This is a genomic window from Pseudomonas sp. AN3A02 (genome assembly GCF_011765255.1).
Classification (GTDB): Bacteria; Pseudomonadota; Gammaproteobacteria; order Pseudomonadales; family Pseudomonadaceae; genus Aquipseudomonas.
Genome location: NZ_JAARNI010000005.1, coordinates 14,464 through 30,019 on the forward strand (window position 1 = coordinate 14,464; position 15,556 = coordinate 30,019).

The window sequence follows — 15,556 nt, forward strand, 5'->3', positions numbered from 1 at the left end:
CCCCCTTAATCGAATGTAGTACACCAAACCAGTGGCTTGGGAGCGTTGTGGCGAGGGAGCTTGCTCCCGCTGGAGCGCGCAGCGCTCCCAGGATTTTGGGGCCGCTACGCAGCCCAGCGGGAGCAAGCTCCCTCGCCACAAAGTCTTCAAGCCTTCGCCAGGCCCACGGCGGTGCGTTGCATACCGACAAAACCCGGCAGCGCCTCGATACTGCCCAGCCAGGCGCGAACCTGCGGATAGTCGTCCAGCGAGACGTTACCTTCCGGCGCATGGGCGATGTAGGTGTAGTGCGCGATATCGGCAATCGTCGGCAGGTCACCGGTGAGAAAACGGCCCTGTCGCAACTGTTGCTCCACCACGTTGAGGAACCCATGGGAACGGCTGATGGTCGCCTCGGCATCCAGTGCGGCACCGAACACAGTCACCAATCGAGCAGCGGCCGGTCCTGTATGCAGCGGGCCCGCAGCCGCCGAAAGCCAACGCTGCACACGGGCCAACGCCAAAGGCTCGGTCGGCAGCCACTGGGTGTTGCCATATTTGCCGGCGAGGTACACCAGGATCGCGTTGGAATCCGCCAGCACCACACCGTTGTCATCGATCACCGGCACCTGGCCGAAGCTGTTGAGGGTAGCGAGGAACTCAGGGGCTTTATGTGCGCCTTGCTTCAGGTCCACCAGCACCAGTTCGGCGGGCACGCCCAGCAGCGACAGCATCAGCTCGACCCGATGGGAATGGCCAGACAAGGGGTAACGGTACAGTTTGATCATGACAGGCTCCGCGATGTGCCAGGGACTCGACCCGGTGATCGTGTCGATGGCGCTATCTTCCGCCGCTACGGCACGCAGCAGAATAGCCAGTTTTTACAATCCAGCATTTCACCGGATGAAACAATCATTCACCAAACAACTCGCAGATCAGGTTGAACACGGTGGTTTTCACTGCGCTGTCGAGTTTGGTCCAGGCCAGGCCGGTCCTGGCCCTGAACGCTCCCAATTCCAGGTGCCTGGATACACAATTGGCCGGCAACGCCCGGGCCGCCTGCTGCGGCAACACCCCCACACCCAACCCGGCCGAGACCAGCGCCAGCATGGTGGTGAATTCGCCGAGTTCAGAGGCGATCTCCAGGGGCACGCCCACGGCCTGGACGAACTCGTCATAGAACCCCGGGGCATACCGTCGGGCCAGGATAAAAACCGGGACTTTGAGCAAATCCGCCGGTTGTATTGATTGCTGCGATGCCAACGGATGATCCGCGGGCAAGGCAACCACAAAACTTTCTTGCAACACAGCGCGGGTCTGCACGCCGGGATAGGCCGCCGGTAAACGCATCAGGCCGAAATCCAGCTGGCCGTTTTTCAACGCCGCCGCCTGGTCCGGGCCGGGCATGTCCTTGAGTTCCAGTTCAATTCGCGGGTAGCGCTGATGCACCGCGCGAATCAACCCCGGCAGCAATTCCGGCAACACCGAGGAGACAAATCCCAGGCGCACTCGGCCGATTTCCCCACGGTTTGAAGCACGGGCGGCATCGGCGGCACGGGCTGCCTGATGCAGCGTGGCCTGGACTTCGGGCAAAAACACCCGACCGGCTTCGGTCAGCGTCACCGAGTGCCGGTTGCGGTCGAGCAGGCGCACGCCCAGGCCGCTTTCGAGCAGCTTGATCTGCATGCTCAGCGCCGGTTGCACGATCGACAGCTGCGCCGCTGCCCGGCCGAAATGCAGTTCCTGGGCGAGCACGACAAAGGCGCGCAGGTGCTTGAGTTCCATCAGAAGGCTCCTGTTATCACGGTTTTTGATCACGGGATCACAAATGAAAATTGGACGCTGAACCCGTGCTGCGGTGAAGTAAGGCCCGTCATGCACGATATGACAGGGTTTGGCCTATAACAATAAGGACGGCGCCCCGTACTCGGATTGTTAGGGTTGATCACTGTCGCAGCCTCCGGAGATTGATCCATGCAAAGCGTTTTAGACAGCTTCCGCCTCGATGGCCGCCTGGCCTTGATCACCGGCTCCAGCGCCGGTATCGGCCTGGCCATCGCCCGTGGCCTGGCTCAGGCCGGCGCGCGGGTGGTGCTCAACGGGCGCAACCGCAGCACCTTGCGTGACAGTGCCGCGTTGCTGGCGGCGGAAGGCCTGGAGGTGCACACCCAGGCATTCGACGTCACCGACGGCGCGGCGGTGCTGGCCGCCGTGGCGGATATCGAAGAGCGCCTGGGCCCGCTGGAAATCCTCGTGAATAACGCCGGCATGCAGCGGCGCGGACCGCTTGAGGATTACAGCGAAACCCACTGGCGCGAGTTGATGAGCACCAACCTCGACAGCGCCTTCCTTGTCGGCCAGGCCGTGGCCCGGGCGATGATCCCGCGCAAGCGTGGGCGCATCATCAATATCTGCTCGGTGCAAAGCGAACTGGGGCGCCCGGGCATCGCCCCGTATGCCGCCAGCAAAGGTGCGTTGAAGATGCTCACCAAAGGCATGGCCATCGATTGGGGCCCACACGGGCTGACGATCAATGGCATCGGCCCCGGCTATTTCAAGACTGAACTGAACGCCAACCTGGTGGCCAACCCCGAGTTCAGTGACTGGCTGGTGCAACGCACGCCGAGCCGGCGCTGGGGCGACGTCGCCGAACTGGCGGGCGCTGCGGTGTTCCTTGCCAGCGACGCGGCGAGTTTCGTCAACGGTCATATCCTGTACGTGGACGGTGGCATCACCGCCTCGCTGTAACCCGGAGAATTCATGCACGCTATCGTCTGCCATGCCTCGAAAGACCTGCGGATAGAACCGCAAACCGAACCTCACACCCTCGGCCCCGACCAGTTACGGGTGCGCATTGCCCGGGGCGGAATTTGCGGCTCGGACCTGCATTACTACCAGCACGGGGGTTTTGGCACAGTGCGCCTGCGCGAGCCGATGGTGCTGGGCCATGAAGTGTCGGCGGTGATCGATGCCGTGGGCAGTGAGGGCGGCCCGTTCAAGGTCGGCCAACGCTTGTCGGTCTCGCCATCGCGGCCTTGCGGGGGTTGCCGTTATTGCCATCAAGGGCTGCCGAACCATTGCCTGAACATGCGCTTTTACGGCAGTGCGATGCCCTTCCCCCACGTGCAAGGCGCGTTTCAACAGTCCCTGGTGATCGAGACGCAACAGGCGCACCTGTTGGCCGATCACGTCAGCCTCGCCGAAGGTGCGATGGCCGAACCGTTGTCCGTGGGTTTGCATGCGATCCAGCGCGCCGGGGCGATCTTCGGCAAGCGTGTGCTGGTGACCGGCTGCGGCCCTATCGGCAACCTGTTGATCGGCAGCCTGCGGGCAGCGGGGGCGGGAGAAATCGTCGCCGTGGACCTGGCCGCCGGGCCGTTGGCCTGCGCCGAGAAAATGGGTGCCAGCCGTACCCATAACCTGGCGGAAGACGCCGACGCGTTGAAGTGCTATACCGCCGAAAAAGGCTACTTCGACGTGATGTTCGAAGTCTCTGGCAGCGCCCAGGCCCTGCGCAACGGCCTGGAATGCATGGCCCCGCGCAGCGTGCTGGTGACCGTTGGCCTGGGCGGTGAAGTCTCGCTTCCGCTGAATATGCTGGTGAGCCGTGAGATCGACCTGCGAGGCACCTTCCGCTTCCATTCGGAGTTCGCCCAGGCGGTGGATTTGCTGAATCGCCAGGTGATTGATGTGCGCCCGGTGATCTCCCACACCGTGCCGTTCAGCGAGGCGGTGACGGCGTTTGAACTGGCGGCGGACAAGAGCCGGGCGATGAAGGTGCAGCTGGATTTCGGTGTGGGTGATTGAACCGGACTGGAACGGCTCCCATGGTGGTCTACGCGCTGACCTGAGTGGAGCAAGGAGTCGTTCCAGTCGCTCCACGGGGGCGTGTCAGCGCCTTATTTGCGCAAGGACAGGTGAAGCTGTGGGAGCTGACAGATATCTACGGAGCTGTTAGGGCTGAGGAAGTGGGTTGGTGGAGATGGACCGGGTGTATATCCGTTATTTGGGTAACGGCTGCTTATGGTTCCGCTCTTACAGCGGCTCACTTTTGAACAGCGCAAAAGTAAGCAAAACGCTCTTGCCCCACCACTCGGCACCTCGCTTGGGCTCGGTGTGCCCTCACTCCGGCTTTGGACCGTGGGCCGCCGCGATGGGCCATCCTTGGCCCAGCGCGGCTAACCCGGCGTCCTGCCGGGTTACCCACGCTCCAAAGCCTGCGTTCGGCCAGCGTGGTTTAACGGGGCGCCTAAGATCAAGATCAACAGCAGATCAAGAGCACAGCGGCCTACAGGCCGGCTTGAGTGTTGTAAATCAACAGCAAAAGCTGAAGCGGGCACGGTTCAAATGTGGGAGCGGGCTTGCTCGCGAAGGTCGTTAACGATGACGCGGGCATTCTGGATGAACGCGGCGGTCTCAGGTTTTTCGCGAGCAAGCTCGCTCCTACAGAAAAGCAGCTCTGCATTCGCTCTGGCTTCTGATCTGGCTTTTAACACTCAAGCCGGCCTGTAGGCCGCTGTGCTCTTGCTTTTGATCTGCTGTTGATCTTGATCTGACTGCCCCATTCAGCCCGAGGCCGAACGCAGGTATTGCGGAGCGGGTAAACCGGCAGGACGCCGGTTTAGCCGCGCCGGGCCATGGATGGCCCGTCGCGGCGGCCCGCGTAGCAATGCCGGAGTGAGGGAACACCGAGCCCAAGCGAGGTGCCGACAGGCGGGGCAGAGCGTTTTGGTTACTTTTGCGCTTTTCAAAAGTGAGCCGCTGTAAGAGCGGAACCATAAGCTGCCGTTACCGCAGCAACGGATATGTACACAGTTCCCGCCTAAAAAATGCTACCCCCTCACCATCAAGGTCACACCCGCTCTTCAAGCCGGTAGCGCAAAAACCGATGCCCCGGAGAAAACAACCGACGGTAGGTAAGCAACACCGCACCTACCGTGCCCAGCGCCGACGCCGCAGCGATCAAAAACATAATCACGATCTGGTAACGCACCGCGTCCACCGGGCTTTCTCCCGCCAGCACCTGGCCGGTCATCATGCCCGGCAGGCTGACAATCCCCACCACCGTCATCTGGTTCAGAGTCGGGATCATCCCCGCCCGCACCGCCTGGCGAATCGCATCCTGCGCCGCTTCCCAACGTGAACCACCCAGGGCCAGGATCATCTCGATGGTGTTGCGCCCCGAGGTCAATTCCTGGGTCATGCGCTCAATGCCCAAGGACACGCCCGTGAGCGTATTGCCGAGAATCATGCCGAGGATCGGAATTGCATACTGCGGCTCGTACCACGGGTGAATCCGGATGATCGCGAACAAGCCGATGGCCGTCACCAACCACGAACTGCCCCACACCGACACAATGCTGTCGGCCCGCTGGCCGGCGTAGGTCCGCTTGCCGCGCCCGGCGGCCGAGAGCCCGGCGATCAGGGTCATCAGGCACATCAGCGGCAACACCACGTACCAGTAGGCGAACTCGAACACCCAGCCCAGCAGGTAACCAATCGCCAGCAGTTGCACCACCGTGCGCACGGCGGCCCAGAACAGCTGACGTTCCAGGCCCAGGCGCAACAGCAGCGACAGCGCGCCGTTGATCAAAATCAGCGAGGCGGCAATGGCCATGTCCAGTGCCGTAAGGTCGTGATAGTTCATGGCTGCACGGCTCCCGTCAGCACGCCGGCGTCCATATGCAGGCGGGTGGTACTCATGCGTTGTGCCTGCTCAAGATCATGGGACACCCAGATATAGGCGTGGTCGTTATCCGCTTCGGCCCAGGCGTTGATCAACGCCTCGACTTCCCGGGATGACGCCGGGTCGAGGGCTGCGGTGGGTTCGTCCAGCAGCAGTACATCGGGATTGAGTTGCAGGGTGCGGATCAGCGAAACCACCTGGGACTCGCCGCCGGATAAATCGCCGGCATTTTTTGCCAGGAAGCCAGGTTCTTTTCCCGCGTGGGCCAGCAGTGCCTTGACCGCATCCGGATCGAAACTCAGGTGGTGCAGGGCCTTTAGGCTGTAGGGGAAACGCAGGTTGTCCTCCACCGAGCCTTCGATCAGTGCCGGGCGTTGGGAGAGGTAGCTGATACGGCTGCGGTACTGCGGGATTTGCGCGTTGGCGATGGGTTGCCCGTGCCAGAAGATGTCCCCTGAGGTGGGCGCGTCGAGCAAGGCAAGTGCCCTAAGGAATACGCTTTTGCCGGAACCGGATGAGCCGGTAATGGAGATGCGGTCGGCACGGTGCAACTGGAAATCCGTAGGCTGCAGCAGTTGAAGCTGACGGCGCTCGTCCATACGCGTGAGCGCACGGGTTTCTACTAATACGCTCATGGACTTGATGATCCTTGTTCCTGATTTATGCGCAATGGTAAGACAGGGTACGTCCCCCGTGGCGAGGGAGCTTGCTCCCGCTGGGCTGCGCAGCAGCCCCAAGAAATTAACGGTGTTTTTTCAGGTGTATCGCAGTGACTTTATTGGGGCCGCTTCGCATCCCAGCGGGAGCAAGCTCCCTCGCCACAACAAGCCCCCTCGCCACAGGTGCCTCAGCGCTTGGGCTCAAGCGACACCAGGCGTGGCTTGAGCGATTTCTCCTGCACCTCAAGCAGCGCCAGGGTCACCGGCAACTTGAAGCGGCGCCGCCCTGCACTGCCTGGATTGAGAAACAACCGCTCACCGCGCCACTCGATCAATGGCTTGTGAGAGTGACCTGTGATCACCAGCCTGATACCCGGATCCAGCGCCTTCGGCACATCGGCGATGTCATGCACCAGCAGTGCCCGCCAGCCATTCAGCTCGAAATCCAGGCGATCCGCCAGATGCTCTGCCCAGGCGGCATCCAGGTCGTTGTTGCCGCGCACCACGTGCAACGGTGCGATCGAGGCCAGCAGCTCAAGAATTTCAGGGCTACCGATATCCCCGGCGTGAACAATCTGCTCGCAGCCTTCCAGGGCCGCCAGGGCCTCGGCACGGAGCAAGCCGTGGGTATCGGAAATCACACCAACTTTCATTTCGCTCTCCTGCTCAACTCAGCCGCGCTATCCACCGCGCGGCTTGCAATCAATCATTGCACTGCCTATATTTCCCGCCTGGCGCCATCTACGCCACCATCCGCGGAAAGGGCTGCGCCCAAGACCTTGACTGAATATCACATTTCTACGACTCCCAACCTTAAAGCGGACAAGGTTTGTGCAAGGAGATCGTATGTCGCAAGCATTCTCGTCCACTAACGGCCGTATCAACCTTGAGCAGCAACGCAAGCGCGCCAAGGAGCTGTTGCGCCGCCTGAAAAGCGCCGATGCCGCCGTTACGCCCACCTTATCCGATGCTCAATGGCTGATCGCCAAGGAACTCGGTTTCCCTAGTTGGCCCAAACTCAAAGCACACATAGATGCAGTGGATTTTGCCGCCCGCCATCCGGGTTTCGAGGCCAGCGACGAGGCCCGCACCACCCACTGGCGCTGCGGCAATGACATTGCCCACAGTTTGGGTGTAGCGGGGTTCAAGGGGCACTTTCGGATGCTGATCGATCCGCTGTGCATGGGCCCGGTCCAGGACTTGCCAGCCGAACAATACCTGGCCGTTCGCAGCCGCTATATCAGCCAGGTGTTCGCGATGGACGAGGCCGAGGTGTCCCGCCGGCATGCAGACGAATACAAACATCTTGAGCAACTGGGCAGCGCCGGTCATAGCGTGTTGTGGTGTGAGGCGGATGCTTACGACCAATTGTTCCTGATTCGGGCGCTGGCCGGGCTTGAGCGTTTGCCTGAAAAGCTCGAGCTGATCGAGGTCGACCGTGTCCCCGGCGTGCAACGCTTTATTGGCATTGGCCAACTGGCACCTGAAGTGTTGGCGTGGCTGTGGCCACAGCGTCGGCGGGTCGATGAGGACATGCTGAAGCTGGCGCGGCAGGCCTGGCTGGCGTACTGCGAGAGTTCGCCGGTCAAGCTGGCGGAACTGGCCCGGGGCAACCACCCATCCCTGCCCTTCCTGGCCCTGGCGTTGCGTCGGCAGTTGCAGGAGTTACCGGGTGTGCGGGACGGTTTGTCACTGACCGAGCGCCTGTCCCTGCACTACGTGGATGAGGCCGGGCCTGTGCCGTTTGGCAGGGTGTTTGCCGAGTTGATGGGCAAGCGCGAACCGCTGCCTTACCTGGGGGACATGATGTTCCATGCGCTGATGCGGCCACTGATTGATGGCGACAATCCGCTGTTGATCGAGTCCGAGACTCAACTGCCGTGGCCTCAACATTTGTTGGCGCTGACTGCGCTGGGTCGCCAGGTTCTGAACGGCAAGGCTTACTGGCCGGACCACGCCAGCCAGGAACGCTGGATCGGTGGGACCTGTATCCGGCCTGGCGAGGGTCACTGGATGATTGATGAGCATCTTGTTCCCGTCTGGCGCAGCTAAAAGCGGCTGAAGCTGAGCGATCCCGGCACACATCACGCCCTCACGAGACTGCAGGTTGGGGTAGCAAGCGATGGTGTCGGTAAAGCATGAACATGGTGTTTATTTCCCAACTGTTGCCAGGCCAACAGTTGGGAAAACATATAACTAAAACAGCGGTTTACAGTACATAAAATCATTAAACATAAAGCCCTTATCGCGTTTAAATATAAAAAATCCCATGGGCATATTTATGAACTTACGTACTGTCGTGACCCTGGGCCTGTCCCTGTTAGTGGCAAGCCCGACGGTGTTCGCCGGAGCCACACTGGATCGCATCACGCAATCCAAACAGTTGGTCGGCGTACTGATGGAGAACTATCCGCCCTTCTCTTTTCTCAATGAACAAAACCAGCTGGATGGCTTCGACGTGGATGTCGCCAAGGCCGTCGCGGACAAGCTCGGCGTCACCTTGAAACTGGAAACACCGTCCTGGGAAGTGATCGCCGCCGGTCGCTGGCAAGGCCGTTATGACGTGTGCATCTGCTCCATGACCCCCAGTGCCGCCCGGGGGCAAGTGTTCAACTTCCCTGTCGAGTATTACGCCTCGCCGGCGGTCATCGTGGTCAACGCTGATGAGTCTTCCATCCACTCGGCCAGTGACCTTTCCGGGAAAAAAGTCGGCGTGGGCAGTGCCTCGACCTACGAAGCCTACCTGAACAAAGACCTGGTGATTGAAGGCGCCAACACGCCCATCGACTACCCGTTCAGCCAGATTCAAGCCGTGCCTTACGACAATGAAATCGTGGCCTTCCAGGACCTCGCACTGGGCACCGGCAAACGCCTGGATGCAATGCTCACCAACCTGGTGACCGCCAACGAACGGATCAAGCACGACCCACGCTTCAAGGTCGTCGGCAAACAGCTGTACAGCGAGCCCAACGTGGTCGCCACCGAAAAAGGCGACCCACAGTGGGACGCCAGGCTGACCCAAGTGCTGGCCGACCTGAAAAGCGACGGCACGCTGACGAAGATTTCCCAGAAATGGATCGGCGCAGACATCACCCAATGAGTGTTTTCCCCACCCCGCCCACCGTGGTGAAACCGCCGCCCGTCAAACGCCAGTGGCTGTCCTTCCAGGTACGCCTGTGGCTGACCTGGGGCGTGATGCTGTGCCTGTTCGCCGGTTTGTTCATGAGCTTCGATCTGAAGTTTGCGATCGTCGCGGCCAAGTGGCAGAACCTGGTGGGCCTGCACCTGTCGCCCAACGGTTTCCTGCAGGGTGCGGCGCTGACGCTGTTCCTGTGTTTCTGCTCGATCTGGCTGTCCCTGGCGCTGGGCTTTGCGACGGCCCTGGCGCGCTTGTCGAACAGCGCGGTGGCATTCGGCATCGCCAGTTTCTATGCCTCGTTCTTTCGCGGCACGCCGCTGCTGATCCAGATTCTGCTTATCTACCTTGGCCTACCGCAACTGGGCGTGGTGCCGGGCGCCATCAGCGCCGGGATCATTGCCCTGTCGTTGAACTATGGGGCCTACCTGAGCGAGATCTTTCGCGCGGGCATCATCGGTGTTTCCCAGGGCCAGCGTAACGCTGCAGCCGCGCTGGGCATGGGCCCCACGGTGACGTTCTGGCAAATCGTGTTGCCCCAGGCGATGCGCACCATCATTCCACCGACCACCAGCCAGTTCATTTCGATGCTCAAGGACTCCTCGCTGGTGTCGGTCATGGGCGTCTGGGAAGTGATGTTCCTCGCGCAGTCCTACGGGCGCTCGTCGTACCGCTACATCGAAATGCTCACCACCGCCGCCGTCATCTACTGGCTGCTGTCCATTGGCCTGGAACTGATTCAGGCCCGCCTGGAGCGGCACTACGGCAAGGCCTACCTTCACGGCCGATAACCTCTTTTTATTTGCAGGAAGCATCATGTCTGATCCAACCCCGTTGTTATTCGGCCTGTACGAACAAGCCAGTGTCGGCTGCGGCGGCGCGCCCAGCCTGTGGACCCACCCGGCGGATGAGCGGCTGGGTATCAACACCCTCAAGTACTGGTCGAACCTGGCCCGCACGGCCGATGAAGCCAACCTCGACTTGATGTTCTTCGGTGATGTACTGGGTTTCTACGATGTGTTCGGCAGCTCCGAAGCGGCGGCGTTGAAATGGGCGGTGGAAGCGCCAGCCAATGACCCGCTGACCATCATCCCGGCACTGGTGGCGCTGACCGAGAAACTCGCGTTTGGCGTCACAGTCAGCACCACCTACGAACACCCGTTCACCCATGCTCGGCGCTTCAGCACCCTGGACCATCTGTCCGATGGGCGTATCGGCTGGAATATCGTCACCTCCTACCTCTCCAGCGCCGCACGCAACTTCGGCCTGGAGCAGATGATCAAGCACGACGACCGCTACGAGCGCGCCGAAGAGTTTCTCGACGTGGTGTACAAGCTCTGGGAAGGCAGTTGGGCGGATGACGCCGTGCTCGCCGACAAACTCGCCCGCTCCTATGCCGATGGCTCGCGCGTACGCCCGATCCAGCATGCCGGCGAACATTACCGGGTGGCCGGGCCGCACCTCACGTCACCCTCGCCGCAACGCACGCCGCTGCTGATCCAGGCGGGTTGGTCGGGCCGTGGCCGGCAGTTCGCGGCCAAGCATGCGGAGCTGGTGTTCATCGCCAAATCCAACCCGCAGGAAATACGCCAGGGGCTCGAAGATATCTGGCGCCAGGCCGAAGCCCGCGGACGCAGGCAACAAGACGTCAAGTCCCTGACCGTGCTGCGCATCGTCACCGCCCCCACCGCCATCGAGGCCCAACAGAAATACGACACCCTGCAAAGCAACTACCACCTGCAAGCGCAGTTGGTGAGCTACGCGGGCGACACCGGCATCGATATCAGCCGCTACGCCGACAATGAAGCGCTGTCCACCCACACCGAAGGCATGACCTCCTATGTGATGAAACCCGATGGCAGCGGCAAACCGTTGACGGCCGGCGAGGTCAGACAGCGCTTCGCCAACGTGACGCGGGGCAGCGATTTGATCCTGGTGGGCACCCCGGAGCAGGTGGCGGAAAAAATTGAGGAACACGCCAGAATCTCCGGTACCAGCGGCTACATGCTCAACCCGTTGATCAGCCCTGGCTCGCTGAATGACTTTGTCGAGCTGGTGATCCCGGCTCTGCAAAAACGCGGCCTGTATCGCACCACACCACAGACCGGCACCCTGCGTTCCCGCCTCGGCGCCGAGGGCAGTGATCGCCTGCCAGCCTCAGCCTATGGGGCTTCGTTCCGCTTTGAGTAAGGTACTCGTGGGCACCTTGCGCCAAGCCTTGCAGCAGCTGGAAGCCGAAGGCCTGGTGTATCGGGAAAACCGTCGCGGCTGGTTTGTCAGCCCCCGGCGCACCCGCTATGACCCGACACGCATCAGCGCCTTCATGGATCATGTGAGTACCTAGGGGCGCTCGCCCCGCACCGAATGCCTGCCGGCGCAGTTGCGCCCGGCAGGCGATGCGTTGTCCAACGTGATGGAGACGCGCTGCCCCGGGACGTGAATTTCACACCCGTGAAAGCTTGTGACTTGTTGCCAACAAACCCGCTTTTACCCGCTTTCAGCCCCTAAGATCGAGTCCTCGTGCGCCCCCTCACATGGACTGAACCGATGATCACCCGTCCCGAAAAATCCGCCTCTCCCCGCGTCGATCAACCCAACGCTCCCGAGCGCGTTTTCGACGCCGTCCTGAACAAAGCCAAAGTCCTGGCCAGCAGCGGACCGGGCGACAAAACCCTTAAGCCCGAGGACTACAAGGAAGTCACCGCCCTGCCGGGCAAACTCGATATCGACAAGCTCAAGGTCATCTCCCAGGACAAAGACGCCGGGGTGATCTACTTCGAACAGGACGGCGCCAAATACAAGATCAGCGCCGAGGGCGCGGCCAACGCCCAGGACGGGTTCGACGTGCTGAAAAACCTGCGCTTCGGCCATGCCGTGGCCCCGGTCAACCAGGGCGGTCCCGACGAAGGCACGCCGTTGTACACCTTCCTCCAGACCCTGGCCGAAACCCAGGGCACCCCGGCCGGCAAGGCCATCGTCGAAAGCCTGAAGAACCCCGACCAGCAACTGCTGCGCGAAGACGGCGACGGCGACGGCGTACGCCTGGCCAATATCAAATCCGTGGGCAAGGCCGAAGACGGCATCCTCAAGGTGAGCCTGGAAAACGGCAAGACCCTGGTCATCTCCGAATTGCTTACGCCTCAAGCGTTCAGCACCTACACCCAGGCTGGGGTGACCAAGCAGGCTCTGAATGACGGCAAGACCAAGGGTTATGAAGCAGTCACCAGCCTGCCGGGAGACCTCGATTTCAGTCAGTTGAAAGTGGTGTCCGAAGACAGCAGCGCCGGGGTGATCCTGTTTGAACACCAGGGCCACAAGTACATGATCAGCAAGTCCGAAGCCGACCTGCCGCAACCCGGCGCCGATCTCAGTAATCCCAACCCCAATGCCGGCGGGACGTTCTACAACTTCCTCCACGCCGTGCACGCCAGTGAAGGTTCGCAAGCCTTCGACTACATCAAGAACGCCCAGTCCCTGCCCGGCCAGGCGCTGCTGCGCAAGGACGAAGCCAGCCTGAAGCTGGGGGACATCAGCAAGGTCGACGCGCCCATGGACGGCATCCTCGTGGTCAACCAGGCCGACGGCAAATTGCTGGTGGTGTCCAAGGACATCACCCCCGAAGCCTTCGCCGCCTACACCACCAAGGGCCAAACCCTGGCCGGCATCGAAAAGGCCAAGGGCGACGGCTATACCCTCGCCGGCCCGGACGCGTACCTGCCCTCCACCGAGGACATCATGAGCGTTGGCGGTGCCGGTGATTATGGCCCCGGCCTGATCGCCTTCACCCAGCACAAGCCGGGGGGCAGCGAAGAGAAAATCGTGGTGTCGGAAGACAGCAACCCACAGCTGTTCGAGCAGATTTCCAGCTACCGCAGCGACATCGCCGCGCAGACCACCGACGTCGACAAGCTGCGCACCGACAATGGCCTGCCGCCCCTCAAGGATGTGTCCGTCGACAACCTGACCACCACCGAAAAAGATGAAAGCGGCAACCCGCTGTCGGTGCAGGACCTGTCGATGAAAACCCTGGTGGACAGCTACCGCGCCGGGGTCAAGGACGGCAGCATCGGCAAGGACGATCCGCGCGCCAAGTTCCTGCGAGCGGTGGAAGCCCGGAGCATGGCCGACAACGGCATGTCGATCATTCCCGAGCACGGTTTCGGCAACCAGGGCATTGCCACCACACCCATCGACGTGACCTCGCGGGACGTGCGCGACAACATCTTCGACACCAAGGCCATCGACCAGACCATCAACGACCTGCTGGGCGACTCGACGATCCAGCACGACATCAAGGCCAACCACGACGCGGCCCTGGGCAAGGTCGACGGCGGCCAGGCCAAGGTCGACGAGACCCGGCAGAAACTGATCGACAGCACCTCCTCGGAGAATTTCACCAAGTACATCAAGTCCTTGCAGGACGGCGGCAAGACCGAACTGGCCACCCAGGAAATCCAGACCGCCTACACCGCCCTCGCCGACATCGACCCGGCCAAGGCCGACAACTTCCTGCAAAACCTGCAAATCGACGGCTACACCGATGCCGTTGAAAAGCTGATGGACGATCCCACCAAGATTTCCGACGACAATACCGCCCTGGCCACCACCGACAACACCATGGCGATCCTGTCGATGCTCAAGGGCGGCGCCGACGGCCTGCCGCGCCAGGCGCTGGGGGTGTATTCGAAATTCGTCGACCAATTGCTCAAGGACAAAAACGCCGCCGCCGACTTCGGCAAGGCGATGATTTCCCTCGGCGATACCTGGCAGAAAAACGGCGTGATCAGCTTCAGCGACATCGACAAGGCGGTGAGCAAGGAAATCATGCCGGGCCTCAGCGAAGAGAACCGCAGCTCCTTCGTGAAGAACCTCAACTTCCTCAAGGACAACGGCGTACTCGGCTCGGTGGGCGGGGCGATCGGCATGGGCCGGATCGTCTACCAACTCGCGGGCCAGGGCGGCAAGCTGGCGGATACGCCGATGAAGCGCCTGGGCATCGCCAACGACTTCCTTGGCTTCCTCGGTACCGGCTCACACTTCGCCACGCTGGGCTTGAAGGTCTACGACAAGTTGCGCGGCACCAACGCCTACAAACTGATGGGCTTCGACCGTTCCTTGCCCGACCTGTGGGCCAAGCCCGGCGAGGGATACCACGCGCTGCCCAAGGACGCCGAAGCGGTGCAAAAGAAGTACTTCGACATCGTCGACCAGGCCATGGACGACGGCAAGGACGTGGGCAAGGCCCTCAACAGTGGCGGCTGGAGCGACGAAGGCGCGAAGAAGGTCCAGGAAGGTATCGAAAAAGGCATCGCCAGCCGCGGCGGCGTGGCAGGTGCCGGGTTTGGCGCGAAGTTCGCCAGCAGCGCGATCAAGGTGATCGGCATGGCCACCGACGTGGCGGGCGGCGTGATCAGTGTGGTCCAAGCGGCGTTTACCTTGCGTGATGGAGTGCGCGAGAAAGACCCGGTGAAAATCGCCTCCGGTTCACTGTCCATGGCCGGTGGCGTCAGCAGCCTGGTAGCGGCTGGCGGCGGCGTGCTCACCACCCTGGGGGTAACCGGGCGGATCATTCCGTTCCTGGGGCCGGTGGGCTTTTTGATTTCCGGCGCGCTGTCGTTTGTCGGGGCGATCCTGAGCACCGTGCAGTCCCACAAACTGCACAAGATCTCGATGCAGAACTGGAACCAGATCCAGGACTTCAAGCAGGACGGGCTGCTCAAGCCCAACGGGGATGAGGCGTATGTGTGGTTGCAGACGTACCTGTCCGACTGGGGCCAGCGGGATGCGCCGCAGGACCAGAGTATTTTTGATTTCCGCAAGGAAGAGTGGGATGCACGCTCGAGCATCCGTGGCGGCGATCATCGGCGGGACCATCCGGATTTTATCGGCGACGGGAACAACCGCAATTCAGAGGACTACAAATACTCACTGAAACCGTCGGAGTGGACCAATGAGAAGCACGACATCATCTGGCGCGTGGGGGATGGGTATGGCGGTGAGTATCATGATGTAGACAAGCCCTGATCGCCCTGACACAAGGTAAAAACCCTGTGTAGCTGAACGGCTCCACAGGGGTTCAGGACCAGGGCGGTGTGC

Annotated in this window: 12 protein-coding genes and 1 pseudogene; 8 read left to right on the forward strand and 5 right to left on the reverse strand. The window is 61.5% G+C overall.

Going from position 1 to position 15,556, the window contains the following annotated elements; genetic code table 11:
* Positions 1-146: 146 nt before the first annotated feature.
* Both HBJ59_RS19415 and HBJ59_RS19420 read right to left on the reverse strand, forming a co-directional pair.
* On the reverse strand, positions 147-767 hold the full coding sequence (locus HBJ59_RS19415) for a glutathione S-transferase family protein (RefSeq protein WP_167664473.1): 621 nt from the start codon (positions 765-767) through the stop codon (positions 147-149).
* A gap of 124 nt (positions 768-891) precedes the next feature.
* Positions 892-1,764: a LysR family transcriptional regulator gene (locus HBJ59_RS19420; RefSeq protein WP_167664474.1), complete on the reverse strand. Its 873-nt coding sequence runs from the start codon at positions 1,762-1,764 to the stop codon at positions 892-894.
* A 189-nt stretch (positions 1,765-1,953) separates the two neighbouring features.
* On the opposite strand from HBJ59_RS19420, the gene HBJ59_RS19425 reads away from it, so the two are divergent.
* Together HBJ59_RS19425 and HBJ59_RS19430 are read left to right on the forward strand one after the other, a co-directional pair.
* A complete protein-coding gene (locus HBJ59_RS19425; protein WP_076014130.1) occupies positions 1,954-2,727 on the forward strand; it encodes a glucose 1-dehydrogenase in 774 nt (257 codons plus the stop codon).
* A 12-nt stretch (positions 2,728-2,739) separates the two neighbouring features.
* Entirely contained in the window at positions 2,740-3,786 is a 1,047-nt protein-coding gene (locus HBJ59_RS19430; protein WP_167664475.1) for an L-idonate 5-dehydrogenase, read from the forward strand.
* A 1,045-nt stretch (positions 3,787-4,831) separates the two neighbouring features.
* On the opposite strand, the gene fetB is transcribed toward HBJ59_RS19430, so the two are convergent.
* The 3 genes from fetB to HBJ59_RS19445 all read right to left on the reverse strand — a co-directional run bounded on the left by fetB (position 4,832) and on the right by HBJ59_RS19445 (position 6,977).
* Positions 4,832-5,626 (reverse strand): iron export ABC transporter permease subunit FetB, encoded by a 795-nt coding sequence (fetB, locus tag HBJ59_RS19435; RefSeq protein ID WP_076014132.1) that lies wholly within the window; start codon positions 5,624-5,626, stop codon positions 4,832-4,834.
* Entirely contained in the window at positions 5,623-6,300 is a 678-nt protein-coding gene (locus tag HBJ59_RS19440) for an ATP-binding cassette domain-containing protein (protein ID WP_167664476.1), read from the reverse strand. The genes fetB and HBJ59_RS19440 overlap by 4 nt, the downstream gene beginning before the upstream one ends.
* Before the next feature lie 212 nt (positions 6,301-6,512).
* Entirely contained in the window at positions 6,513-6,977 is a 465-nt protein-coding gene (locus HBJ59_RS19445; protein WP_167664477.1) for a metallophosphoesterase family protein, read from the reverse strand.
* A gap of 193 nt (positions 6,978-7,170) precedes the next feature.
* On the opposite strand from HBJ59_RS19445, the gene HBJ59_RS19450 reads away from it, so the two are divergent.
* The 6 genes and pseudogenes from HBJ59_RS19450 (at position 7,171) to HBJ59_RS19475 (ending at position 15,484) form a co-directional block, all read left to right on the forward strand.
* Positions 7,171-8,376, forward strand: coding sequence for a DUF1835 domain-containing protein (locus HBJ59_RS19450; protein ID WP_167664478.1), 1,206 nt, complete (start codon positions 7,171-7,173; stop codon positions 8,374-8,376).
* Between the two features lie 229 nt (positions 8,377-8,605).
* Positions 8,606-9,424, forward strand: coding sequence for an ABC transporter substrate-binding protein (locus tag HBJ59_RS19455; protein ID WP_076014136.1), 819 nt, complete (start codon positions 8,606-8,608; stop codon positions 9,422-9,424).
* Positions 9,421-10,251, forward strand: coding sequence for an amino acid ABC transporter permease (locus tag HBJ59_RS19460; protein ID WP_167664479.1), 831 nt, complete (start codon positions 9,421-9,423; stop codon positions 10,249-10,251). The genes HBJ59_RS19455 and HBJ59_RS19460 overlap by 4 nt, the downstream gene beginning before the upstream one ends.
* Positions 10,252-10,276: 25 nt before the next feature.
* A complete protein-coding gene (locus tag HBJ59_RS19465) occupies positions 10,277-11,650 on the forward strand; it encodes an LLM class flavin-dependent oxidoreductase (RefSeq protein ID WP_167664480.1) in 1,374 nt (457 codons plus the stop codon).
* Positions 11,651-11,663: 13 nt separating this feature from the next.
* Positions 11,664-11,876 (forward strand): annotated as a pseudogene (locus HBJ59_RS19470) (GntR family transcriptional regulator); the annotation flags it as partial.
* A 131-nt stretch (positions 11,877-12,007) separates the two neighbouring features.
* Entirely contained in the window at positions 12,008-15,484 is a 3,477-nt protein-coding gene (locus tag HBJ59_RS19475) for a hypothetical protein (RefSeq protein ID WP_167664481.1), read from the forward strand.
* Positions 15,485-15,556: the final 72 nt, after the last annotated feature.